At 33.6% G+C, this 26,842-nt stretch carries 20 protein-coding genes and 1 tRNA gene; 13 read left to right on the top strand and 8 right to left on the bottom strand.

Annotation, left to right across the window (positions count from 1 at the left end):
- Positions 1-189 precede the first annotated feature (189 nt).
- The 3 genes from ISP71_08090 to porU are packed head-to-tail and all read right to left on the bottom strand — an operon-like array spanning position 190 to position 5,645.
- Complete coding sequence (locus tag ISP71_08090) at positions 190-672, bottom strand: 2-C-methyl-D-erythritol 2,4-cyclodiphosphate synthase (GenBank protein ID MBL6664044.1); 483 nt, start codon at positions 670-672, stop codon at positions 190-192.
- 10 nt (positions 673-682) lie between these two features.
- Complete coding sequence (gene porV / locus ISP71_08085; GenBank protein MBL6664043.1) at positions 683-1,873, bottom strand: type IX secretion system outer membrane channel protein PorV; 1,191 nt, start codon at positions 1,871-1,873, stop codon at positions 683-685.
- 55 nt (positions 1,874-1,928) lie between these two features.
- Positions 1,929-5,645 (bottom strand): type IX secretion system sortase PorU, encoded by a 3,717-nt coding sequence (gene porU, locus ISP71_08080; protein MBL6664042.1) that lies wholly within the window; start codon positions 5,643-5,645, stop codon positions 1,929-1,931.
- A 174-nt stretch (positions 5,646-5,819) separates the two neighbouring features.
- Between porU and ISP71_08075 the strand changes: the two genes are divergently transcribed.
- From ISP71_08075 to ISP71_08065, 3 genes are read left to right on the top strand one after another with little or no spacing between them, the layout of a single operon-like run.
- Positions 5,820-6,842: a PorP/SprF family type IX secretion system membrane protein gene (locus ISP71_08075; protein MBL6664041.1), complete on the top strand. Its 1,023-nt coding sequence runs from the start codon at positions 5,820-5,822 to the stop codon at positions 6,840-6,842.
- 31 nt (positions 6,843-6,873) lie between these two features.
- The gene (gene gldJ, locus ISP71_08070) at positions 6,874-8,448 is read left to right on the top strand and encodes a gliding motility lipoprotein GldJ (protein ID MBL6664040.1); all 1,575 of its coding nucleotides are present in this window, start codon (positions 6,874-6,876) and stop codon (positions 8,446-8,448) included.
- A gap of 38 nt (positions 8,449-8,486) precedes the next feature.
- Positions 8,487-9,737, top strand: a complete 1,251-nt coding sequence (locus tag ISP71_08065) for a UDP-N-acetylmuramoyl-tripeptide--D-alanyl-D-alanine ligase (protein MBL6664039.1) — start codon at positions 8,487-8,489, stop codon at positions 9,735-9,737.
- On the opposite strand, the gene ISP71_08060 is transcribed toward ISP71_08065, so the two are convergent.
- From ISP71_08060 to ISP71_08050, 3 genes are read right to left on the bottom strand one after another with little or no spacing between them, the layout of a single operon-like run.
- Positions 9,734-10,786 carry a hypothetical protein gene (locus ISP71_08060; protein MBL6664038.1) on the bottom strand — a complete coding sequence of 351 codons (1,053 nt, stop codon included), beginning with the start codon at positions 10,784-10,786 and terminating at the stop codon, positions 9,734-9,736. The genes ISP71_08065 and ISP71_08060 overlap by 4 nt on opposite strands.
- 4 nt (positions 10,787-10,790) lie before the next feature.
- On the bottom strand, positions 10,791-13,292 hold the full coding sequence (locus tag ISP71_08055; protein ID MBL6664037.1) for an SLBB domain-containing protein: 2,502 nt from the start codon (positions 13,290-13,292) through the stop codon (positions 10,791-10,793).
- A gap of 37 nt (positions 13,293-13,329) precedes the next feature.
- A complete protein-coding gene (locus ISP71_08050) occupies positions 13,330-14,469 on the bottom strand; it encodes an acyl-CoA dehydrogenase (protein ID MBL6664036.1) in 1,140 nt (379 codons plus the stop codon).
- A gap of 52 nt (positions 14,470-14,521) precedes the next feature.
- Here ISP71_08050 and ISP71_08045 point away from each other — a divergent pair, with 52 nt between their 5' ends.
- From ISP71_08045 to ISP71_08000, 10 genes are all read left to right on the top strand, one after another.
- The gene (locus ISP71_08045) at positions 14,522-15,574 is read left to right on the top strand and encodes an anhydro-N-acetylmuramic acid kinase (protein MBL6664035.1); all 1,053 of its coding nucleotides are present in this window, start codon (positions 14,522-14,524) and stop codon (positions 15,572-15,574) included.
- A gap of 32 nt (positions 15,575-15,606) precedes the next feature.
- Positions 15,607-16,833 (top strand): amino acid dehydrogenase, encoded by a 1,227-nt coding sequence (locus ISP71_08040; GenBank protein ID MBL6664034.1) that lies wholly within the window; start codon positions 15,607-15,609, stop codon positions 16,831-16,833.
- Between the two features lie 3 nt (positions 16,834-16,836).
- Positions 16,837-17,928 carry a mechanosensitive ion channel family protein gene (locus ISP71_08035; protein MBL6664033.1) on the top strand — a complete coding sequence of 364 codons (1,092 nt, stop codon included), beginning with the start codon at positions 16,837-16,839 and terminating at the stop codon, positions 17,926-17,928.
- 26 nt (positions 17,929-17,954) lie between these two features.
- Positions 17,955-19,343: a sodium:proton antiporter NhaD gene (gene nhaD / locus ISP71_08030; protein ID MBL6664032.1), complete on the top strand. Its 1,389-nt coding sequence runs from the start codon at positions 17,955-17,957 to the stop codon at positions 19,341-19,343.
- A 36-nt stretch (positions 19,344-19,379) separates the two neighbouring features.
- A complete protein-coding gene (locus ISP71_08025) occupies positions 19,380-20,093 on the top strand; it encodes a MotA/TolQ/ExbB proton channel family protein (GenBank protein ID MBL6664031.1) in 714 nt (237 codons plus the stop codon).
- A complete protein-coding gene (locus ISP71_08020; protein ID MBL6664030.1) occupies positions 20,090-20,482 on the top strand; it encodes a biopolymer transporter ExbD in 393 nt (130 codons plus the stop codon). Before ISP71_08025 ends, ISP71_08020 begins: the two co-directional genes overlap by 4 nt.
- The gene (locus ISP71_08015; GenBank protein MBL6664029.1) at positions 20,482-21,246 is read left to right on the top strand and encodes an energy transducer TonB; all 765 of its coding nucleotides are present in this window, start codon (positions 20,482-20,484) and stop codon (positions 21,244-21,246) included. Before ISP71_08020 ends, ISP71_08015 begins: the two co-directional genes overlap by 1 nt.
- Positions 21,246-22,454: a bifunctional folylpolyglutamate synthase/dihydrofolate synthase gene (locus ISP71_08010; GenBank protein MBL6664028.1), complete on the top strand. Its 1,209-nt coding sequence runs from the start codon at positions 21,246-21,248 to the stop codon at positions 22,452-22,454. Before ISP71_08015 ends, ISP71_08010 begins: the two co-directional genes overlap by 1 nt.
- Before the next feature lie 63 nt (positions 22,455-22,517).
- A tRNA-Val gene (locus ISP71_08005) sits at positions 22,518-22,595 on the top strand.
- A 197-nt stretch (positions 22,596-22,792) separates the two neighbouring features.
- Complete coding sequence (locus tag ISP71_08000) at positions 22,793-23,293, top strand: YqhA family protein (GenBank protein MBL6664027.1); 501 nt, start codon at positions 22,793-22,795, stop codon at positions 23,291-23,293.
- 67 nt (positions 23,294-23,360) lie between these two features.
- Here the strand turns inward: ISP71_08000 and ISP71_07995 are convergent, their stop codons facing one another.
- Both ISP71_07995 and ISP71_07990 read right to left on the bottom strand, forming a co-directional pair.
- Positions 23,361-25,757 carry a polysaccharide biosynthesis tyrosine autokinase gene (locus ISP71_07995; GenBank protein MBL6664026.1) on the bottom strand — a complete coding sequence of 799 codons (2,397 nt, stop codon included), beginning with the start codon at positions 25,755-25,757 and terminating at the stop codon, positions 23,361-23,363.
- Between the two features lie 2 nt (positions 25,758-25,759).
- Positions 25,760-26,533, bottom strand: a complete 774-nt coding sequence (locus ISP71_07990) for a polysaccharide biosynthesis/export family protein (protein ID MBL6664025.1) — start codon at positions 26,531-26,533, stop codon at positions 25,760-25,762.
- Positions 26,534-26,842 lie beyond the last annotated feature (309 nt).

Genomic DNA, 26,842 nt, shown 5'->3' with positions numbered 1-26,842 from the left:
AGTCCTGCCCTCGCTACTAAAAACAAAATCGGTTTTTTAACCTAGAAAAGTGCGTTTAATCACGCACTTTTTTTATGTCAAAAATTAACCGTTTTTTGGAATGCGTACAAAGAAACGTACAAAAAGAAATTTCAGCCTTAAATTATTCTGTTCCGAAAATATACGCCAAAGATTTCGATAATAAAATTTCTAGTCTACCAATTTCAATAAAGCAACAGCATGTGCTGCTATTCCCTTTTCAGTACCTACAAAGCCCATCTTTTCTGATGTTGTGGCTTTAATGGATAGTTGATTAACTTCTATCTGCATACAGTCCGATAGAACTTCTTGCATTTGTGGAATATGTGGGTTGACTTTGGGCTTTTCTAAACAGACGGTAGAATCAATATTTATAATTTCATAGCCCTTGTCTCTTATTAAAGTCATCACATCTCGAAGTAATATTTTACTATCAATGCCTTTGTAGTCAGCAGAAGTATCTGGGAAATGAAAACCAATATCTCGCATATTGGCAGCTCCTAAAATGGCATCGCATATAGTATGAATGAGTACATCGGCGTCCGAGTGACCTACTGATCCTTTAGAGTGTGGAATATGAATACCCCCAAGAATGAGGTCTTCGCCCTCACTCAATTGATGTACATCGTATCCGTATCCTATGCGTATGTTCAAATTTTATGAATTAGTTTTCGACTTGTTCTAATGCGCTAAAGTCGAATGTTAAGGCAAATCTTAAAGTGTTTGACAGAGGATTAACGGCATTAACCTCATCTCTGCCTTGAAGAGGAATGAGATAAGAGAAGTCTAATCCAAATACATTATATCGCACTCCAGCTCCGAGAGTAAAAAATTGACGATCTCCTTTTGTAGGGTGCTCATAGAAAAAACCCGAGCGCACAGCAAATTGTTGGTCGTACCAATATTCTACACCAGTAGAATAAATCAGCTCTCGTATCTCTCTATCATTGTATGGTGCATCTGAAAAAGATTGAAAAATACCACTAATTACAGATACATCTGGGTCTTGTCCACTTATGATATCACCATCTTCATTGTAAAGTGGTGGTGTAGGAACTAATAGTTTATTGACATTAAATTCGAATGCCAATTGATTATATTCATCAATATCGGTAGCTAAAGAAGAACCTATCCTTAAATTAGTAGGTATAAAATCTTTATCAACCGTTTCGGTGTAAGACACCTTAGCACCAATATTAGATATGTTTAAACCCATTGCCCAATCCATTTTCTGACCAGCTAATCTAACTTCCTTAGTATAATAGCCTGAAATATCACCAGCGACAGTATGAGCTGCTTTGGTAGCTAATGTACCAACTTGTTGACCTCCTGTTAGGTTAGAGTAAACATATCTTAAAGCAACACCTGTTGAAAATCGTTGAGATAACTTCAAGGCATAACCTCCGTCTAATGAAAATTCATTGGGGTTAAATGAACCCAAAGGATTGTTGTTGGCATCTGTAAAGTTTATTTCTCCTAAGGTAAAATAACGTAAAGAAAAACCTAATACTTGATTTTCGTCTAATCGTTTATAGCCTGTCAAGTAAGATAGATTAATATCAGGAACTAAAGACTTTAACCAGGGAGTATAGCATACCGAAAAACCGACATCATTTTTAACAAAGGCATATTTAGCAGGGTTCCAGTGCATAGACATAGCGTCAGGAGTCGAAGCTACACCTACGTCTCCCATACCACCAGCTTTAGCATCAGGACTTATAATAAGAAAGGGTACTGAGGTTGTTATGGTATTTAACCAATTGTCGAGGTTTTCTGACTGTTGAGCGAAAACATTTACTGAAATCACTGAAAATATAAGAGAAAAGGTGGCAAATAACGTCTTAAGTTGATTCATTTTTGGTATTATTAATTGACAAATATAAACACAATAAAGATTAATAACGAATATTTTACTCTAATAGTATCAATCGTCCAGAATTATTAGTTGTTTTTCCATTTGAAAGACTAGCAATAAGAGAATAAACATACACTCCTGCATTGAGCTTGGCTCCACTTTCAGACTTTCCATCCCATTGAATTGGTCCATATCTGTAACCATTTGGGACAATATCATCTTTTATTTCCTTTACAACTCTACCTTGTAAATCCATAATTTGTAAAACGACCTTAATCTGTTCATTATTCTGGTTGTGCTCAAAGTAAAAAGAAGTGAAATCAACTACAGGATTAGGGTAGTTTAATAAATTTTGAATAGTTAAATTATTAGACGACATGACAACAAACTCTGTGAATCCTTCAGCCGAATTATTGTGAACATCCCACACCTTGACAGTCAAGGTATGTTTTCCCTCTGAAAGTGTGCTAAAAGGATAGTCTATTATTCCACTCTTATAGCTATTAATATCAGATTCATAAAAATCGTTTAAAACAATGGGGTTGGAAGATTCCTCGTCTATAACAGCCAACATATCATGCCCGATACCATTGCTTACTGTATTGATGCCACTTTCATCATACAACATCGCATATAAAGATGGATTGGCATCAGTAATGCCTCCAAAAATGAAGTTGGTATCGTTCATAAATAGCTCGATTTGTGGACCTTCAAAGTCTTCTGTATATTCCGATGACGTGCCACCCACAACCATATCTAAATTATGACCAAGTGCATCACACAATTGATCTTGAATATCTCCTTTAGCATACAAACTAATTTTACCGTTTCCAAAGTCATAATTGATATCTTTAGGAACAATAAATGAAAATGAAAACTCTCCATTTTCAACTGAGGACTTACCTTTAAATAATAAGTTCTTTTGTAAATCGAAAACAAACACTGGGGATTCATCTTGCCCTAAAGTTTGGAAGTCTCTTCGTTTGTCATATACTTTTGGATAAACTAAACCATTGAAGTTATTGAGCTTGACACCATTGTTTTGTATTTCTCCAGAAATAGTGACTAAGCCCAAAGCCTTGGCACTATCCTGAACATTAGTCAGAACAATATCGTATTGAGGGTATGCCAATTGCAGAGCTGGATCTCCTAACAGAGTAAAGTTTCTATGATTGGTGTTTGAAACATTAACCACATTATTTTTAGTTCTCATTAATACGTCGCCTAATCTAGGAAATTCCTCATTTTCTTGAGGAAATAAATTTTCTAGAAAGGAGGTGTTTAAATCTAAATTACTTCCTGTGAACACCACTCTTGAAGTCGTTAACAAGGCTATTGCTCCTCCATTTTCTTTGAGAAACACTTGCTCTCCTGCCGATACTCTTTCAGGGTCATCGTATCTACTAAACTCACAAGTTGCCGTCATGAACAAAGGCAATTTATATTCATTACTCCAAGAATTAATGTCATCTATTTCTAAAATTCTTTCGTGAGCCCAACCTAATTCTCCGCCGTGACCGGTGTAATTAACTACAAACATACCTTTATTGATAGCTTCTGAAATAGCATTATTTGCGCTCTGACAACGCTGCCCCCCTGTTGATGATTCTTGTTGATAAGCATCCAAATATATCTTATCTACATTCATCTCAGGATAGTTTGTAGCAATATAGTCAGCCAATTGTTCGGCTTGTAAAGAGTGAACGGTTTCTACCTCATCGTTGTCATCGCCAACAAAACACATATTCAATCGCCAATCACCATAAGACTCTAAAGCGCTGTAAGCAATAACTTTATCGACTGCATTTTTAGCTTCTTCCACAGTTTGAACAGGAAATCGTCCTACCCCAATATCCAAGAAAGGAATATTTGCAGCATCAGAAAATATACTTTCTTCCTCATCAAGTAGTGCAAAATAGTCATCAGAAACATAAGAATACAATTCATTGGTAGAATTGGACGACTGATAAGATACTATATAATTGGTGTTATTGGACAGTCTATTCTTTGGGTCATAAGAAGCGTCCCCAAACAACAATAAATACCTTAATGGATGCTCTTGGTCGTATAGCATTTTAGCAAAGTCTCGAATAGCCGATACATCTTGACTTCCTGAAGAAAACTCGTTATAAATTTGTTGAGGACTAACTACCTCAACATTTAAACCTTGACTTTCGTGAAAAGTTGCTAGTCTATTGGCTTGTTCTAAAAATGTAGGGTGCGAGACTATTAAATAATCAACATCTCTCAAGGCATGCAAATCTTGATTATCTACTTTTCCTATTAGGTTAGGAGATAAGTAACCCCCATCAAATGCTATAAATTGTCTTAATGTATCGGTTGGTATTTTAAAGGAAAGCACAGAGGCTGAACTTTGCCCAACGATAGATTGAGGATTTAGTGCTTGTGTAACGTCCCATATTCTTGTTGAAGAATTGGTGTTAGAGAGTTGAAATTCACTTACAGAATTTGATTGAACAGAAGCCAAAGACCTAAAAGACATTTGACTACCATACATTTTTAATTCCCTTTGAGCGTTAATTTCTATGTAATCAATCCATCCTTTTCCAGAGGGTGATGAACTACTAAAATCAAGAGTTAGTTGTATATTATCTGAAGTAGGACTAATTGTATTTTCAAAAACTTTAAGATTTGCTTTGTTATAACTACCACTGATTCCAGAAATAGAAGTAGTCTGACTTGACATTCCAGAGGCATTAATGGTAAAATTAGAGTTGAATGGCGAAGGCGAATTAGCTGCTAAAGCTACTTTTAAATTGGCGTCACCTACCCTATTAGGAAAACTGAAATTGAAAGATTTACTATCAACCAAATCGAAAACATCTCCATACCAATTTTGACCAGATTTGATAAAATTAACTTCTTCTTTTTCGTGAATTTGATAATCATTGAAAGTACTAATAATATTATCAGCAGAAGATAGAGATTGAAAAGACTCTACACGCTTACCTTCTCCGATATCAGCAGTAATAAAATAATAAGTATTATCATCATAATAATGCTGTTGACGACTGAAAAAACCAGAGCTATTTAAAAACCATTGATTTGGTGACTGTCCAAAAAATAAAATGTAGTCATTTTCATCAAAACTACCGTCAGATTGACCTATAACTTGAATAGCTAACTCTTGTAAATCAACAGCTCGGTTGGAGGAATTTTCTGTTGGCAATAATCCTCCAGGGTGTCCATAAATTCTCAAATTCTGAGGATTTAAATTAGAAACATTCATGCCAAGATTTTGCAAATCTTGATAAGTCAATCTGTAAATTCCATCTGTATTTAAAGCAAATTTATACCAATTACCGCTAGATAGGACAGAGTGTTCAACAGTAGCATTAGATTTTCGAGTGGTAAAAGAGGGTGCTGAACTTATTTGTAATTCAGCAAAAATTAATTTTTGATAAAGGTCATCTTTTAAAATAAAAGGAAAGACTTCTCCTCTGATAATAAGTTGCTTTCTACTTATACCACTTTGATAACTTAGATGTGGGATTGAATCAATCAGAAAATTTTTAATGTAATTTATTTCAGAAGAATCGCAAAGAGTATAAACTGGATTGATTATACTAATATCTGCTTTAGAAAGATAATCCGTTGTTTGAAATTCAAAACTTAAATGATGAGACTTAGAATCATTCACAGTCACAGCACCATTTTGCCATTTATAATCTAGAAAATGGTATTGAGATTGTTGCCCATTAACGTTAACAAACATTAACAACAAAAACGTAGTAGTAAAGAAATAATTCATACTTAAAAATGAAGTTCAAAGTTAGCTTATATGAATGAAATTACATCAATATAATGAATTAAATGACACATCTGAAACGTAAGGAGAATATTTATATTATCTATTCAGTAAGATAAATTGATAGTTGTAAGAATATTTTTTTATTTTTGTTAGCTACTAAAATCACGATCCACGATGAAGAAGATTTTATTCTTACTAAGTATGTCGCTATTAATTGGCTTCAGTAATGAGGTAAAGGCACAAGACCCTGCATTCAGCCAATTTTTTGCTAATCCCTTATATCTTAACCCTGCAATGGCAGGAACTAACATTTGCCCCCGTATCAGTCTAAACCACAGAAATCAATGGCCTGGTATCGGTAAAACTTATGTTACATATAGTGCATCTTATGACCAATACGTTGATAAACTTGGTGGTGGACTAGGATTTGCTGTGGCCAAAGACGTAGCTGGTGCTGGAAACTTAAACACCACTCACATAAGTGCTACTTACGCCTATAGATTGAAGGTAAATAAAAAACTTTCAATAAATGCTGGTTTTGAAGCTGCATACAGACAACTAGGTATTGATTGGCAAAATCTTACTTTTGGAGATATGATTGACCCAGTACAAGGATTTATCTATCCTACCAATGAAGATATAGTAAACTATGCCAACTCTAAAGGATTTACTGATTTTGCAGCAGGTTTTATGGGCTTCGGAAATGCCAACAATCAATTTGATTACTACTTTGGCTTTGCAGCTCATCACATTACAATGCCAGACCAAGGCTTTATTGGCGAAAGTAGATTGCCAATGAAAATAACAGCAAATATAGGTGCATCATTCCCATTGAATAGATTTGGAACATACAGGACTAATTCTGGTAACAGACCAAAAAATGCTGCAATCCTTTCTCCTAACTTGTTATTTCAAAAACAACAAGACTTTATGCAGTTGAATTATGGGGTGTACGTCTTAAAAGGACCTATTGTTGGTGGTTTATGGCTAAGACAAAGCGCTGAAAATTTTGATGCTTTTATTGTTCTTCTAGGAATCGAACAAGCATCTTGGAAGTTTGGCTATAGCTACGATGTAACAATATCAGACTTAAATAACAGTAATACACAAGGTGCTCATGAATTATCTTTTGCATACAAACTACCTTGCAGATATAAAGGCAAAGCATTTGAAACAATAAATTGCCCTAACTTTTAGTTTTAGAAATACTCAGAAAACCATTTAAATTATGAAAAATCAAATTTTACTCGTTCTTTCCCTAGCTTTAATCTTCGGATGTAGTAAGGAAAAATCAAAAACAACTGGTTGGAACTATAATGACCCAAAACATGGAGGATTTGAAGTCTCAACTAATTATACTGAGCAAGTCACACCTGATGGAATGGCATTTATAGAGGGTGGTTCATTTACAATGGGACGTGTTGAACAAGATGTGCAATACGATTGGAATAATGTTCCAAAAACAGTTACCGTATCTTCATTCTATATGGATGAAACGGAAGTAAGAAATATTGACTATTTAGAATATTTATTTTGGATAGAGAGAGTTTATGGCTCTAATTATGACAATGGTTCTTATCCTGAAATCTATTGGAAAGCTCTACCAGATACTAATGTATGGAGGGATAAATTATCTTTTAACGAACCATACGTAGAAAGCTATTTACGTCACCCTGCATTTAACCAATATCCTGTTGTTGGTGTTAGCTGGGAGCAAGCGGTTGATTATTGTGCGTGGAGAACGGACAGAGTTAATGAAAGAATACTTATCGATAATGGGTATTTATGGGAAGACCCAGAGCAAGTTGACGAAAATGTCTTCAAAACAGATGCCTATAAAATGGGGCAATATGAAGGAAGAATTAGAAGACAACTTCCTAACCTAAAGTTAGGTGTGCATTCTTATGATAAGAAAGCTGGTAAAGACAAAAATGCAGTTAGAAACGTACAAGAATCTGACGGTATTCTTTTACCAAGATTTAGATTACCAACTGAAGCTGAGTGGGAATTTGCAGCTTTAGCATTAGTAGGTAACACAGAACAAGAAAATGTTTCTGAAAGAAAATTATACCCTTGGAATGGCGACGGTGTAAGAAATCCATCTAAAAGAAATAAAGGTGAAATTGTTGCTAACTTCAAAAGAGGGCGTGGTGATAATATGGGTACTGCTGGTAAGCTAAACGACAATGCTGACAAAACTGCTCCAGTAATAAGCTACTGGCCTAATGAATATGGCTTGTATAATATGGCTGGTAATGTATCAGAATGGGTTATGGATATTTACAGACCGCTTGTGGATCCAAATACTACTGATATGAATCCATTCAGAGGTAACGTATTCGAAACTTGGGAAAGAGATGAAGATCGTTTTATTGTAGAAAAAGATACTTTAGGAAACATTATAAAAAGAAATGTTACTGTTGAAGAAAACCTTAATAGAAGAAACTATAGCAAATCTGATAACATCAACTATTTAGATGGTGACTATGATTCTAAAGTGAATGCTCCAGCTAGTGATTGGTTGCAAGACTCTGAGGAAAATACAACTAACCAAGTTTATGAACTTAATAATACCTCTCTAATTTCTGATCAAACTAGAGTTTATAAAGGAGGTTCATACAAAGATAGAGCGTATTGGATGGTTCCAGGTACAAGACGATTCCTTGACCAAAAGCAATCAACAAGCTATATAGGCTTCAGATGTGCTATGGATAGGTTAGGACCTCCAACAAGTAACCTCAAAGAAAATAGACGTAAACCCGTTGATTGGAACAAGAACAACGGCTATTACGATAAAAAGTAATTATAATTAAACCCCAATTTATTGGGGTTTTTTTTGGTATGAATATAAAGGAGCTACATAACATATTCTTAAAGTCATCTGGAGTTACGACTGACTCAAGACAAATTGAGTTAAATAGCATCTTTTTTGCTCTAAAAGGAGATAATTTCGACGGTAATAAATATGCAAAAAGTGCCATTGATAAAGGAGCTAGTTTTGCTGTTGTTGATAATAAAGCATATTGTCTGAACGAAAAATACATACTAGTAGATGATGTATTGTCTTGTTTGCAAGAACTTAGCAAATACCATAGAAAGCAGTTAAATTGTCCCGTTCTAGGAATTACTGGTACTAATGGAAAAACTACCACAAAGGAACTGATAACAGCAGTCATTGAAAAGAAATTCAAAACTGTTGCAACCAAAGGCAATTTCAACAACCATATTGGCGTACCCTTAACATTGCTTGGCGCAAAACTAGACACAGAATTTCTGATAGTTGAAATGGGAGCTAATCACATACATGAAATTGAATTTTTATGTGGATTAGCTCAAGTTGATTTTGGCATCATCACTAATATTGGAAAAGCACACTTAGAAGGCTTTGGTAGTGTTGAAGGCGTTATAAAAGCTAAAAAAGAACTATATGACCATATAGATATCAATGATGGCACTTTATTTGTCAATGCAAACGACAAATTACTAATGTCTATCTCAGAAAATACTGAGCGTATTTTATATAATACAATAGAACAAGAGCAAAGCAATTCGCCATTTGCTGAAGTTATATTTAATGATTCTTTAATTTCTTCTCAATTAATAGGAGATTACAACAGAACTAATATTCTAGCAGCTTGTGAAATTGGACATTATTTTGGTGTAAGTTTAGAAAATACAAAAGAAGCTATAGAAAGCTATACTCCGTCAAATAATCGTTCACAGCTATTAAAAACAAACCGAAATACTATTGTTTTAGATGCTTATAATGCTAATCCTAGCAGTATGACGGAGGCTATAAAAGCATTTCAAAAAGTAAACCACAAAAAAAAGCTGTTCATTTTAGGCGATATGCTTGAACTTGGCGAAAACTCCTTAGTCGAACATCAATCTATTATTGATGATTTATCACAAAATAATCAAGAGGTTATACTAATTGGTCAGGAGTTTAATAAATGTCAACATAATTTTGCACACTTCTTTAATAGTAAAGATGCACTCGACTGGATTGAAGAAAATCCAATCGAAGGTATGTTCATACTACTCAAAGGCTCAAGAGGAATAAAACTTGAAATACTAAAAGAAGTTCTTTAACTCATCTCTTCATTAATTATCTGTTTGATAATTAAGATAAAAGAATACACTACCGAAGCTAATATTGAAAATAAAATAAAAGCTAATACTATTGACAATTTATTGACCTTTAATGGTAAAGTTGGCGAGTCAATAATGTTTAATAACGGCTTATTATTTAAAAGAGTAAATTTTGAGATTTCTAAATTTTTAACTATTTCTCCATACATAATATTTAAAATCTCAACATCTCTTTTCAATCGGATTTCTTCAAGCAAACCTTTAGCACGTTGGACTCCAAAATTGGCGTCTTTATAAGAAGCGTATCTATATTCGGCATTTTTTAATTCAAGAAGAACAGAGTCTGCTCTGAACGATAGAAAATCTAAAGTATTTTTTGACTTAGCAGTTTGAAAAATAGTATAGTATTCTTCCAATTTAAGTGCCAAAGACTCAATCATCAACTTGGCAAAATCTTCATTTTTTGAAACACAAGAAATTTTAACAATATTGCTTTCGTCCTCAATACTAGTAGAAATATTGCCATTAGTAAGATTAAAGAAAGCTAAACCTATAATACTATCGTGCTGTAAGGTGAATTCATCTCTATTTGAAGTAAAGTATAAATTCTCAATATTTGTACCCTCCCATTTTTTTCGTAAATCATTGAAAGCTATGTGATGATTTATCAACAAATCTTCCTCACCATCTATAATACCTCTTTTTAAAAGTGCTTCTTCGACGACTCTTCTTGAAGTAATGATTTCTTGAATATTAGTTTGGCTAAATGTACCACTAGATGCACCTCCTAAATTAAAGCCAAACTGACTAGCCATACCAGAAATAGCACCTAAACCACCTGACTCTTGACTTTCATCAATAACAAAAGTCAGATGAGCCTCATAGGTTTCTTTCTTAAAGTATGCATAAACACTACCTAAAAGACCGAAAATAACTGAGAAGACAATAATCTTGAACTTTTTTTGCCACAATAACTGCTTGATGCTAATTAGCTTTAAAATAACATCCTTCAGTCTTATATCGTCATGATGTGTAGTAGAATTACTCATATATTTATTGTTGTCTTGAAAGGTAAAGAATATATAAAGAAGCTAAGGCTGAAATCTTAGTCACTGTACTTTCTAAGACCTTAGTCCAATCTACTGGCTCAGGTTTTTGACGTTTGATTTTTATGTCTTCTGTCAATTTAATGGTAGAGCCCATCTCTACACGGGGATATAAAATAAACAAACCAAAGTCTTTTGCCTTAGCAACTTTTCCTGATGGCGATATAACCAAGGTATTTTCCTTTACATTGTGTTTTGTAAAACCTCCAGCATAATTATTGATGTAGTAGTTAGCTCTTCTTTCCAAATGGGGTACGGAAATAGATGTTTGGTCAAAATTAGAAAGCGCGCCAGTTATTGTAATTAAATCTTGTTTCGCAGAAATGTGAATACTATCCCTATCGTTAAGAACGATATTATATTTAGAATTGTCATACTTCATTGCTTTCTTTAACTCCAAATGAACAGGAATATATTTGTCAATGTAAGATTTTTCAACTTTATTCATTTTATCCTTTTCTGCATTCAAAGGAATAATTTGAACGAATTCTCCATCCGAGAAAAAGCCATTTACAATTTCTTCATCATTTTCGAAAAAGTCTATCTCATTGTCTGGACTTTCTTCAACTTTCATATTGCGATACATTTTCACAGCACTCATATCAGCACTACTTTTCAAGCCACCTGCTCGATTAATAAGTTCAGCTATAGTTTCGTCTTTAGACAATAAGGAATAAACTCCTGGAAATTGCACCTCTCCCGTTAGTACGATGGTTCTTACTTCTTGATAATCTGGATTAACTCTAACAGCAACTTGGTCATAGGGCTCTAAAGCAAAATTCAAAGCCTCGTCACTTAAATCACCATCATTTGAAATATCAAATGAACGTACTAAAGTTCTTTTTGACTTAATTTGATTTATTTCCGCATCATAATCTACTATTCGTGAAATATCAATTTTAGCACCAGAAGCCTCTTGTGCCAAACCACCAGCCATCATTATTACATCAGCTAAGGTAATGCCCTCTCCAAAAGAAAATGTATTGGGTAATCTTACTGCTCCAGAAATTGTAACCTCAAAATCGTCCATATAATCTCTCTTGGACAAGAAGAATAACTCATCATATTCTTGAATTAAAATATTAGATGCTGAAGTTGGCTCTTGAACAATTTGTGCAATGTCAAGAATAATATAGTCCTTGGTATAGTCTTCAGAAGTTCTGACTAAATAAGCTGACTCTAAAAATAAATCATCTGAAAGTGAATTAGACTTCAAAACCATATCATACACTCGTTCACCTTCTGAGAATTGATACTCACCAGAAATACCAGTCGATGAATTGACATAAACCAAATCTGTAGGGATACCTTGAATGCTATTTACTAAAATTTCATCACCGTTAAACAAATTCAAATTATCAGCTCCAACTTCGTCAACAGTAATAGTTTTTACGGAATTATTGTCTATTCTTTTAATTGTAATTCCATTCTTATAAGCCATTTTGGTGAATCCTCCCGCATATTTTATCATGTCTATCAGCTTATCACCGGATTTAACTTCGTAAGAATATGGTCTATTAACTTCTCCTTTTAAATCAACCACATTGGCAGCAACAGGGACGTATAGATAATCGTTGTTTTGCATAAACAAATCTTGAGAAGTGCTTGGGTCAAATAAAAATTTATAGACATCTAATGAATCTATCGTTTTGCCATCTCTCATCAAGTAAATGTTTCTAACTGAACCTATTTGACTAGGACCTCCTGCTGCCACTAAAGCATTGAATGCAGTGTTTGTAGCTGGAATAGAATAAGAACCCGGGTTAAAGACTTCTCCAATAATATTTACAGAAATGACTCTAGAGTAATTTAATGTTAAATCGAACTGGGATTTCTTCAAATCAAAAAAGGAATTCATACGATTTCTCACTAAGGATTTAACCGTTTTAAGATTTTTAGAGCCTACATAAATTCGTCCTGCAATACGAGAATTGATATATCCACTTTCACTAACTGTGACGACCTCACTGTGTTCAGCAAGTCCCCAAATGGAAATGGTTAACTCATCATTTTCACCCAAAAGATAATTATCTGGTGCTTGATTGTCGTAGGCTCTAGAAAAGAAAGAAATAGTGTTATTTCTGAAAAAATCTTGACCATAGATTTTGGCTGGAGGATAAATTATGGAGTCGTTCAAGTCAAATAAAGAATCATTCATTGAAGCATAGAATAAATCCGATTGCATTAAAGACGTTTCAGCACTTGTGGTATCCATATAATTAGGGTTGTACTTCCCTCTTTGGTATTTGTAATCCATAGCTTCAATAATTTCTTCCTCTGAAAGACCCATTTGTCTTAAGACATCTTCACTAGGAATGTCAGAAGGATTAATGTCTGAAGCTTTCATATTGGAAGGCACAAACCTCATATATTTATTCATCTGCTCAACAGTTTGTGCATGAATAGTTAATGAAACTAAGCCGATTAATAGAATTAAAATTTTCTTCATAATGAAACTATAATTTTTTATAAATATAATAAAATGTTTATTTGAGGATAGAACGAGAGATTACAATACGTTGAATTTCTGATGTGCCTTCATAAATTTGAGTGATTTTAGCGTCTCTCATTAAACGCTCAACATGATATTCTTTAACAAAACCATAACCACCATGTATTTGAACTGCCTCTGTAGTAGATTTCATAGCTACTTCGGACGCAAAAACCTTAGCGATAGCACTTTCTTTATCAAAATTCATTTTATTGTCTTTTAACCATGCCGATTTTAGACATAACAATCGGGCAGCCTCTATTTCGGTAGCCATATCAGCAAGTTTAAAAGCAATAGCCTGATGCTCACTAATTGCTTTACCAAATGCTTTACGTTGCTTTGAATACTCTAAAGATAATTCGTAAGCTCCAGAAGCAATACCTAAAGCTTGTGAGGCAATACCTATTCTTCCACCAGAAAGTGTTGACATAGCAAATTTAAAACCAAAGCCATCTTCCCCTATCCTATTTTCTTTAGGCACTTTAACATCATTAAACAACAGCGAGTGAGTATCTGACCCTCTGATACCTAATTTATTTTCCTTCAAACCAACCTCAAAACCTGGCATACCTTTCTCAACAATAAGCGCATTAATGCCACGATGTCCTTTCTCAGGATTTGTTTGAGCAATAACTAAATAAACAGATGCAGTATTACCATTTGTAATCCAATTTTTAGTACCGTTTAGTAGGTAATGGTCACCCATATCAACTGCCGTAGTTTGCTGAGAAGTAGCATCACTACCTGCCTCTGGTTCTGAAAGACAAAAAGCACCAATAATTTCACCTTTTGCTAAAGGAACTAAATACTTTTGTTTTTGTTCTTCTGTTCCGTACTTTTCTAATCCCCAACATACCAAAGAATTATTAACTGAAACAACTACCGATGCTGAAGCATCAACTTTGGAAAGTTCTTCCATTGCCAAGACATAAGAGATAGTATCCATACCAGCACCACCATACTTCGGATCGACCATCATACCCATAAAACCCAATTCACCTAATTTCTTAATTTGTTCAGCCGGAAAGGTTTGATTTTCATCTCTCTCAATAACTCCTGGTAGCAATTCTGTCTTAGCAAAATCTCTAGCCGCATCACGAATCATGATATGTTCTTCAGTAAAATTAAAGTTCATTTGTATAGTTAGTTTAAATTTGAGCTCAAAAATAGTCTTTTTAACTAATAATATGGGCTTTAACAAACAACACAATGTGATTGGTCTAATGTCAGGAACTTCTTTAGACGGAGTAGATCTTGCTTTTGTTAGCTTTTATCACGACAAAAGTTGGCAATATCAATTAGGCGTATGTCAAACGATTCCTTATGATGAACAATGGCAAAAAGAACTGAGAGATTTACACCTTAAGCCCCTATCTGAAATACAAGAGTCTAGCCAACGATATGCGATTTATCTATCCCAATTATTGAGGGATTTTATTCTTAAACATAACTTGCAAGTGGATTTAATCTGTTCGCATGGACATACCATTTTGCATCAGCCCGAAAAAGGTATCACACTACAAATTGGTGATGGAAAAATAATTAATTCACAATTGAATATTCCCGTAGTTTGTGATTTTAGGACTCTAGATGTAGAACTTGGTGGTCAGGGTGCTCCTCTAGTGCCTGTTGGAGATGAATTACTTTTTAGTGAGTACGATTATTGTCTGAACTTAGGTGGATTCAGCAATTTTTCATTTAACAACGATGGATTGAGACAAGCCTACGATATATGTCCTGTAAACATCGTACTTAATGAATATGCCAATCAATTGGGTAAGGAATTCGATAATGACGGGCAAATAGCCAAAACGGGAAGTATAAATAATGAACTCTTGAAGGAACTAAACGCCATCAACTACTACAAACAATTGCCGCCGAAGTCTTTAGGAAAAGAATGGCTAGAAAAAGATTTTATACCTATTCTAAAAAAATATAACGACAGTACTCCTAATATTATGCGAACAGTAGTTGAACACATAGCCATTCAAATTGCTGATTGTATCAAATCAGGACAATGCCTCGTTACAGGAGGCGGCGCATTGAACACTTTCCTTATGCAGAGGATTGCGGCAAATTCTCGAGCTAATTTCATCTTAGGCAATAAAAAACTTATAGAATATAAAGAGGCCTTGATTTTTGGGTTTTTAGGTGTACTCAATAGAGAAAATGAAATTAATTGTTTGGCATCCGTTACAGGAGCTAAAAGGAATTCTGTAGTAGGTAAGTACTTTGCATAATAATTAATTACTTTTGCTGAAATTTACTTTCAATGAAAAAATTATTAGACGCATACGAAAACAAAAAACCCGAGGTTGTTTTTGAATGGAGTGACAGCCAAACTGAAGCTGAAGGCTGGGTCGTAATAAATTCACTTCGAGGTGGTGCCGCAGGTGGTGGCACACGAATGAGAAAAGGACTTAATAAACATGAAGTTGTTTCTCTTGCTAAAACTATGGAAGTTAAGTTTACAGTCGCTGGACCAGCGATTGGCGGTGCTAAATCTGGTATAAACTTTGACCCCAAAGACCCCAGAAAAGAAGGCGTTTTAAAACGATGGTATGCTGCCATTACTCCCCTACTAAAAAATTACTACGGTACTGGAGGCGACTTAAATGTTGATGAAATACATGAAGTCATTCCCATTACCCTAAATCTTGGTGTAGAACATCCTCAAGAAGGTGTATTCAATGGTCACTTCAAGCCTTCTGCAGAACAGAAAAAAACCATTATTAAACAACTACAAGATGGAGTATTGTTAGAAATTACCGAGCCTAGCCTAACTCCAGAAGTGTCAAAAAAATATACCGTTGCTGACATGATAACCGGCTACGGAGTGTCTGAAGCAGTAAATCACTTTTACCGTCTTCACAATGAAGATTTAAATGACAAAAAGGTAATCATTCAAGGTTGGGGAAATGTGGGCTCTGCGGCAGCCTTTTATCAAGCATCATTAGGAGCTAAAATTGTTGGCATCATTGACCAAGAAGGTGGGCTAATAAATGAAAACGGCTTTACTTTCGAAGAAATTCGTCAGTTGTTTATCAATAAAAAAGGCAATAAGCTAAACGCTGAGCATATGCTATCCTTTGATGAGGTTAACGCCAAAATATGGGATATGAAAGTTGATGTATTTATTCCTGCAGCAGCTTCAAGACTAATAAAACAAGACCATTTAGAACGTATGATTGCTGGAGGGTTAGAGGTTATCTCTTGCGGTGCTAATGTGCCATTTGCCGACGAAGAAATTTTCTTTGGTAGCATCGGAGAATTTGCAGATGAAAGAGTAAGTGTTTTACCTGACTTCATCGCCAACTGTGGTATGGCTAGAGTATTTGCCTACCTCATGAACCCAAACAGTGAAATGACTGATACAGCTATTTTCCAAGATACCTCAGCAACCATAATGAAAGCCTTGAAAGAAACACACCAAATTAATTCATCAAAGACAGACATTTCAAAAACTGCCTTTGAAATCGCACTTAACCAACTTATTTAAACAATGGACTTTCAAGAAATTTTACACCGACAATTTTTAAGCAATTCATTAGAAAATTATTGCTGGTTTTTAGGCTTTGTACTATTCGGACTGCTTTTTAAGCGTATTATATCCAAATACCTCAGCCATATCATGTATAGAGTACTCAATAGAGATGAATCTATAGATATTAAAACCTTCGATGAATTACTAATAAAACCCATAGGTGTTTTTGTATTGCTAATGTTAATTTATTTAGGCTCACTTAACATTACATTTCCTCCTGAGCTAAATTTTGAAACTAAAAACTTTAACATCAGTCTAATCCTAAGTAAAATCTTTAGTCTAATCGTTTTGTTTTCTGTTTCTAAAATTGCATTACGTTTTGTCGATTATTTTGGCATTGTTTTTCTAAATAAAGCTAAGGATACAGAAAGTCAAATGGACGACCAATTGATTCCTTTCGTTATTGAGTTGGGTAAAATTGCCGTTTATATTGTTTTATTCTTTGTTTTGTTAAGTAAAATCTTTGATGTTGACGTTACTGCTTTAGCCGCTGGTGTTGGTATTGGAGGTATCGCAATTGCAATGGCTTCTAAGGAAAGTTTAGAAAATCTATTAGGCTCATTTACTATATTTTTTGACAAACCCTTTTTAGTAGGTGACTTGGTATCTACAGGAAGTATCACAGGCACAGTCGAAAAAGTAGGCTTTCGCTCGACTCGTATTCGCACTTTCGACAAAAGTATTGTCACTGTCCCTAATAAGAATATGATTTCTGCCGAACTGGATAACCTGGGTAAAAGAAAAGTTAGACGAGCAAAATTTTACATAGGTCTAACCTATGATACCACTATTGACCAAATGAAAAAAATAGTCAAGGAAATCGAAATATTAATTAACGAACATCCCAGAACTGACCAAGAAGGAAGAGTAAAATTCCAAGAGTTTGGAGCAAGTTCATTAGATATTATGGTTTTGTTCTACGTTAATTCGACAAAATGGGACGATTTCATAGATGTCAAAGAGGATATCAACTTTAAAATTATGGAAATAGTAAAGAATAACGATTGTGAGTTTGCTTTTCCATCAACAACAGTATATTTGCAAAAATAAATTAACCAACAAAAATACTATCTATGATTTACCTTTCAATGTTAGTCGTTTTTATCTTAGGATATACACTAATTGCTTTTGAACACAATCTTAAAATAGACAAAGCAGCATCCGCTTTACTTGCTGGTTCGCTTTGCTGGGCTATTTTTGCATTAGGCTTGTTTGAAATTGATATCAACTCCGATAATTTCGGCAAATTCTTAACTTACTTCCAAACAAAAGACCTCAACTACACTAGTGAGTTTATCGCTCAAAATGTAGATTATGTCAAAAAGAATTTTGTGCTTTATGAACTGTCGCATCATTTAGCAGAAATAGGGCAAATTTTATTCTTTCTTTTAGGAGCAATGACTATAGTCGAATTGGTAGATGCTCATCAAGGGTTTTCGGTAATTACTGACCGAATCAAGACCAATAATAAAGTTAAGTTAATGTGGATTCTGTGCATTTTGTCATTCTTCTTTTCAGCAACATTAGATAACTTAACTACGGCTATCGTGATGTCAGCTCTCTTAACAAAACTCATTGAAGACAAAAAAGATTTATGGCTATTTGCTGGTATGATAATCATTTCAGCCAATGCTGGTGGTGCTTGGTCACCGATTGGTGATGTAACAACAATTATGTTATGGATTGGAGGGCAAGTAACAGCGGCTAATATTATTACATCTGTATTAGTTCCTTCATTAGTTTGTATGATTGCTCCATTAATATACTTAACATTTAAACTCAAAGGTAATATCACAAGACCTTCAGATAGTGAAGCTTTAGAGCACATTATGAACCCAACCACTCCATTTGAAAGAAAATTCATTTTCTTTTTAGGTGTTGGTGGATTATTATTTGTGCCTGTTTTTAAAACTGTAACTCACCTACCACCATACATTGGAATCCTATTAAGCTTAGGAGTAATGTGGCTTACTACAGAACTGTTGCATAGAAGTAAAAACTACGAAGCTAAGTCTGACTTGACTGTAATCGGCGTTCTAAAAAAAGTAGATGTTCCTACTATATTTTTCTTTTTAGGAATTTTATTGGCTGTAGCATCTTTACAAAGTATGGGGCACTTGAACGATATGGCCAAAATTTTAGACAATACCTTTGATGGAAACATTTACGCCATAAACATCATCATTGGATTATTGTCTGCCATAGTAGATAATGTTCCATTAGTAGCGGGCGCCATGGGTATGTATGAAATTGGAACAGGTGTTTTTGCTGTAGACGGATCATTTTGGGAATTCTTAGCCTATTGTGCTGGAACAGGTGGTAGTGTCCTAATAATAGGTTCTGCTGCTGGAGTAGCCGTAATGGGTATTCTAAAAATTGATTTCATTTGGTATGTCAAAAAAATAAGTTTTCTAGCATTTATAGGATATATTGCTGGTGCTATAACCTACATACTTATGCAATAAGACATACTAGACTAACGTTCTCTAAAAAATACATATATGAAATCACTTTTATTACAAATCAACACACTCAGCGACAGTTTATCAACAACGGCTATGGAAGGTGAATTGGTAGAAGAAAAAACACTTTCTATACTAGAGCTTATCAGCAGTGGCGGTACTGGAGGTAATATCATTATGATAACCTTAGGCATCTTGTCCGTGATTTCTGTATATCTATTTATTGAACGATATACCACACTCAACAAGGCTAGAAAAATAGACTCAAGTTTTTTAAATAGCATCAAAAATTATGTTCAAGATAAAGACATAAAAGCTGCTAAAACTCTTTGTAAAAATACCGATAGTTCTATTTCTAGAATGTTAGAAAAAGGCATTGACCGAATTGACAAACCCATGACTGATATTTCTTCTGCTATTGAAAATCAAGGTAAGCTGGAGGTCTATGTTTTAGAAAATAATTTAGCCAACCTAGCTACCATTGCGGGTGCAGCACCCATGATTGGATTCTTAGGGACAGTAATTGGTATGATTGTGGCGTTTCACGAAATGGCAAGTGCAGGAGGAAATATTGATATTGAAATGCTATCCAAAGGTATTTATACAGCTATGGTAACAACAGTAGCTGGTTTAGTGGTAGGTATTATTGCATACATTGCCTACAACCTATTAGTAACCAAAGTAGAAAAAGTGGTCTTCTTATTAGAAACAACCACAACTGACTTTATGGATTTATTACACAATAACAAATGAGTTTAAGAAGCAAAAATAAGGTAAGTGCTAACTTCAGCATGTCCTCTATGACAGACATCGTATTCTTATTACTTATCTTTTTTATGCTTACTTCTACGCTAGTTAGCCCCAATGCCCTCAAGCTATTGTTACCCAATAGTAAAGCAAGGACTCTTGAAAAACAAACCATTTCTGTATCTATTACACCAGAAATAGAGTACTATATTGAAGATCAAAAATTCCCTTTCGAGCAACTAGAAAATCAACTAAAACAACGTCTTGCTAACGAACAAGAACCTGCTATTGTTCTACATGCAGATAAAACGGTTGATATAGAGTTTGCCGTAAAAGTGATGGATATCGCTTATCGCAATAAGTACAAAGTAGTACTTGCAACAAATCCAAAATAATGATTAAACCAACAAAAAATAGACGCAAAGCAATCATTGGAACAGTTTTGTTTCATATCGGTTTGCTTTTATGTTTCATTTTTATGGGTTTGACCTATCAAATACCTCCTCCTCCTGAAGAAGGCATTACTATTAATTTTGGTTACCAAGATTTTGGAAGTGGCTCAGAACAACCAGAACAGATTGTCGAAGAACAAGAAATAACTCCTCAAGAGATTGTCAATAATAATCCTGTCGTTGAAGATATTAGCACTCAGGATATTGAAGAAACACCTACTACCAAACTTAAAGAACAGCTAGAGAAACCAAAAGAAATCAAAAAGATTGAGGAGAAAAAACCCGAGCCTGTGGTCAATACCAAAGCACTTTACCCTGGTAAAAAGCAAAATAACAGTAATAGTCAAGGAATAAGTGAAGGGCAAGGAGATCAGGGTAGCCAAGATGGTGATCCAAATTCGAATGCTTACACTGGTGGTGGAATTGGTACAAATGGCATCGCCTATCAGCTAGGCGGTAGAACTATCGCAGAAATTAAAAAGCCAAATTACGATTCCCAGCAACAAGGTAAGGTTGTCGTGACTATTCGAGTAGATAGAAATGGTAAAGTTATCAGTGCAACACCTGGTGCTAAAGGCTCTACAACTACTAATGCCTACCTATATTCTAAAGCTAAAGAGGCTGCACTTAAAACTACTTTTGAAGCTAATACTACAGCTCCTGAGATTCAAGTAGGAACAATCATTTACAATTTCAAGCTGAACTAATGACTTATCAGCAATGTTTGGATTGGTTATTCAGCCAATTACCGATGTATCAACGTACTGGAAGTATCGCTTACAAAGCCGATATAGGTAATATCGTTCAAGCAACTGAAAAACTAGGAAATCCTCATCAAAATTTTAAATCAATACACATAGCTGGCACCAATGGTAAAGGTTCTACCAGTCATTTACTTGCATCAGTACTACAAGAGGCTGGCTATAAGACAGGCTTATACACCTCGCCCCACCTTAAAGATTTCAGAGAACGAATTCGTATCAATGGCGATATGATAAAGCAAGAAAGCGTCATCCAATTTATAACAGAGAACAAACATTGGTTTAGTCAAATTGGCATGTCGTTTTTTGAAATGACAGTGGCATTAGCCTTTCATCACTTCGCCACAGAAAAAGTAGATATTGCTATCATAGAAGTTGGCTTAGGAGGGCGTTTAGATAGTACTAACATCATTCAACCAGAATTATCGATAATTACTAATATAGGATTAGACCACACAGAATTGCTAGGTGATAGTATCGAAAAAATTGCAAGAGAAAAAGGAGGCATAATAAAACCTAGAACACCTATCTTAATAGGCAGAAAACAGGAACAAACAAAAGCTATTTTTGATGAAATAGCCCAAGACAATCATTCCAAAATTTATTATGCAGAAAATTGCGACATTGAAAGCGATTTAAAAGGGAACTATCAAACCGAAAATAAAAATACGGCCTACACCGCAATCAAAATTTTAAGAACTCAAGCTTGGGAAATTCTAGATAAACACATTGAAAACGGATTTAAAAATGTACTGAATAATACCTCCTTATTAGGAAGGTGGATGACTTTGGGTCAATCTCCCTCGATTATTTGCGATACGGGGCATAATGTAGATGGAATAAGACGTATAGTTGAGCATATTAAAAAGACAAGATATGAAGAGTTACATATAGTATTTGGCGTAGTTAATGACAAATCAATAGATGGCATCTTAAAACTATTGCCTAAAAAAGCTCATTACTATTTCTGTCAAGCCCAAATACCTCGAGCTATGCATGTCGATTTACTATTTACAAAAGCCCAAGAATATCAATTGACAGGAAATTGTTTTAAATCCGTTGCCGATGCATTAAAAAAGGCTAAGTCAGTAGCTAAAAAAAATGATTTGATTTTCATTGGTGGCAGCACCTTTGTAGTCGCTGAGATAATATGATAAGACTTTTTTGAATATAATTTGTGATTGAAGCAAAATCTGTTATATTTGCCAACCAATTTTGGGCGATTAACTCAGTTGGTTCAGAGTGCCTCCCTTACAAGGAGGAAGTCGGGGGTTCGAGTCCCTCATTGCCCACCAAGAACAAACCCTCTTACTCTAGTAGTTTGAGGGTTTTTGCTTTTATTTTCCCACAAAATTTACATTTTTTTAAAAAAACATTAAACTACAGTGTTTGTGGCGTATAATTTTGACGTAAAAAATTATCAAACACAAAAGCCTCTAAATTGACAAGCTCTCTTTTTTATATATTTGAAAATAAATAATTGTATAAGAATATGAAATTTGAACATCATTTTGAGAAAATACTCTGGAATTTAAGATACGTAGTTATCTTATCTGTTATATTATCTATACTTGCTTCTATAACTTTATTTTTTATAGGCAGTTGGGATATTATATACTCCATTGTGTATCAAAATCCTTTGTTTAATCCAGATGTTACCACTAACAACGATTTGCTGTTTAAAATCATTTCTTCTATTGACTTATTCTTAATAGGAATAGTATTACTGATTTTTGGATTTGGGGTTTATGAGCTTTTTATCAGTGAAATTGACTTTGCAAAAGGGAAGTTTGCTGACTCTACTTTAAAAATAAACAGTTTAGATCAACTCAAAAACAAGATTATCAAAGTTATTATTATTGTTTTGATTGTTAAATTCTTTGAAAAGATACTCAAACTAACACCTAACTTTTCATCACCAAACGACATACTTGTTTTTAGTCTTTCCATCTTAGCTATCTGCCTTGGCTATTTTCTTATCAACAGAAAATAATTTTTGTTTTAAATTAAAAAGGCTTGATACATTGTACCAAGCCTTTAACTTTTCATAATATGATATCTTATGATGTAGATTTATCTCCATCATCTGATTCATAACCATAGCCGTAACCATAATTATAGGAGTATTTATAGCCGTAGCCGTATTTATAACTATAATTATAGGCATATCCATAGCCATAGCTATTTGTAGCACCTAAGCCATTTAAGACAAGTCCTATATTTTTGACTTTTCCAGAATCTATGGTATCCTTAATAAAATTAAGAACTTCTTTATCAGTATGATTACATCTAGCAACAAATAAGACTACATCAGAAAGGTGTGTCATACTTATTGTATCAGAAACTAATAATGAAGGAGGAGTGTCAATTATAACATAATCATATATCGATTTTGCCTCATCAATTAACTTATCAAAATTTCCATTTGTTAAAAGTTGTGCGGGGTTTGGTGGAATAACCCCTCCTAACATAATATCACAATTTAAATCTGTATTGGCTTTTACTAAAGTACTTTTCCAATCGAAATTATTATCTAATAAATAGTTTGTCAATCCAGAAACAGACTTTTCTAAATTTAAGTATTTATGAATTTGAGGGTTATGTAAATCTGCACCTATAAGCAATACCTTTTTGTTCAATGAGGAATAAGTTAAAGCTAGATTTAAGGCTGTAAATGTCTTTCCCTCTCCCTTAATAGTGGATGTAGATATGATTACCTTACCTCCTTCAATTTTTTTAGGAATAATAAAATTTAAATTGGAGGACAATATCCTAAATGACTCGGCCAAAGTACTTCTTTCATTTGATGATTGTAAAAGTTTGTATGTAGCATCTATTTCAGGAATTTCAGCAATTACAGGGGCATTAATTTTTAAGTCTTCTAAATCGTCTTTAGAATATAATTTAGTATTAAACAAAAACATCAAATACAATGTACCGAAAGGCAATAACAAGCCTAATAAAAGCGCACCTAAGTAAATAATGTTTGCTTTTGGAGAGATTGGTAAATTATTTGATATAGCGTACTCAACAACTTTAACACTGGGCTCCGTAACGGCATAACTCACTTCTGACTCTTCTCTTTTTTGTAATAAAAATAAATACAAGGCCTCTTTAATCTGTTGATTTCTTTCTATTGCTCTTAAAATCTTTTCTTTTTCTGGTAGATTGGATACTTGAATATCAAATTTTGCTGACTGTCTTGAAAGCTTTTGCTTAGTACTTTCTAACTGATTAAGGTAATTGCGTAATGAAAAAATAATATTTGAACGACCATCAGTTAACACATTAGCCAATTGCTTGATAGATGGATTGTTCTGCCCAGCACTTAGGATAAGCTTTTTACGTTCTAGAATATTTGAATTGTAATCTAAAATTAGTGAATTAATTTCTCCATTTTCAATACCAATATTAGCAGGCAACAATTCTAGCTCGCTATCATTCAAGGTAGTAATTAATAAGTTAGTGAGAGAGATTTGATTTTCAATAGAAAAAATATTTTCTTGAGATTTATAACTCTGCTCTAAAGATATGGCAGAATTAGCCGATAAATCGACTAAATCATTATCTACTTTATAAAGCTGCTTAGTAATTTCTATAGAATCAAGTTCCATAGAAAGGTATGCGTACCTTTCGTTAACAAAATCAATGGTTCTTTTATGAATCAGTTGACGATCCTGAATACCATCATTATTAAACACATCAATTAGTTCATTAAGTACTATTTCAGAATAATCGGAATTCGTTGATTTAAATTCTAATTGTATGATATCACTTTCTTTACCAACTTGAGAAATTTGAATTGATTTTTTAAGGGAAGCAACCATTTCATCTACAGATGAAAATTGAATTTCATACCCTTCATTATCATAATTAATGTACTGCTCTCTATCAAAATTGAAGATTTCAAAAGGTAAATCATGTTTAAAATTGTAGGTAGATACTCCTTTAAATACATACTTTTTTGAATCATTACTAAAATCAATAATTTCAAAACCATCAGCTATCATATTCAATCTGTAACTAGATTTTGACAAACTATCAATGGGAAAGTTAAGACTTATCTCAAAAGGATATTCAATAGTCAATGACTGCATTATATCTCCAATTGAAATAACAGAAGTATGAAGATTTTTATTCTCTACAACTTGACTAAGTATTGGGTAAGATTTAATAACTTCTATCTCATTTTCCAAATTGATTTTAGAATTAGAAAATAATTCTGAAGCCGTAGGTAATTCCAATGAAGACTCTTTCTTATCAATAATTTTAATTTTGGCAGCTACATTATATACTTTGGATGTATATCTTAAATACATGAAAGCTATTACTATAAAAAGTGTAGTTGCTCCAACAAAATATTTCCAAAAATAGAGGTACTTAAAAAACTCCTTTTTAAAATCAAAATTATCTTCTGACTCTAAATGATTAAAATCAAAATTAGGTGATTGATTCATTTTTAATTGTTTGTTATTAATAAGGTAATACTAAGTAATAAAGAAGCAATAGAAGCAACTGAAGCTGGACTACCTATAAAACCAGCACTTTTAACTTTACTGAATGAAGGATTAACAATGATTACATCATTATTTCTAATGTAGTAAATCGGCCTGTTCAATAATTCAGTTTGGGTTAATTCTATATTATAGATCTCTCGAACGCCATTTTCTTCTCTAATCAATTTAACATCTTTTCTTTTACCATCTATAGTTAAGTCTCCAGCATACCCTAGTGCTTGGAAAATATTTAGGTTTTGATCAAAATAAGAAAATGTACCTGGATTCCTAACCTCGCCTAAGATTGTGAACTTAGAATTTAATCTTCTTACTTTTACAGTAGGATTAGTTAAATGGTTTCCATCTAAAAGTAAAGAAGTAATTTTAGATTCTATATCATTCTCACTCAAACCATCAACACTAATTTTACCAAGAACAGGAAAAGTTATCATACTAAAGTTATCAACACGGTAGCCCTCAAGTTTTAGTATATCCACATTTTGATTAGAAACTTGATTATTAGTAATCTTATTGTAGGGAAGGGCAGCCTCAGGCACAATAGTTTGAACATCAATCTTTAGGATATCTCCAGGCTTAATGAGGTTCTTGTGAAGTGAATGGTCAATTTTTGAAAAGGTATCATACTTATTTGAATCTTTTAAATAAATAAGTTGATTTTTAGTAGAACAAGCTCCAAACAAAAGAACTGTAAATAGTGTTAAGGTTAAATTTTTCATTATTCAAAAATAATTATATAATTTCTTAAATCTAGCATAGAATTAATTTAATTTAAGAAAGTAGAAAATGTTTTGTTGAGATATCTAAAATTGGATTAATAGACTACAGTCCGTAGTCTTTTCAAAAATAAATTTATTGTAACTCACTGTTTTTTTGTTATTTATATTTTTTATTATACAATATTTAACGTATATTGTACTAAAATAATATGTAATTTAATTCTTCATTTAATGATAAAATATTGAATTAAATATGCTATTTTAATGTTAACTAATAAATATAACATAAGTTAAATGAACGTTAAATAC

The sequence above is a fragment of the Flavobacteriales bacterium genome, from assembly GCA_016779995.1.
Classification (GTDB): Bacteria; Bacteroidota; Bacteroidia; order Flavobacteriales; family UBA7312; genus UBA8444.
The sequence above is the reverse complement of the archived record's forward strand: the minus strand, read 5'-3'. Positions and strand labels throughout refer to the sequence as shown.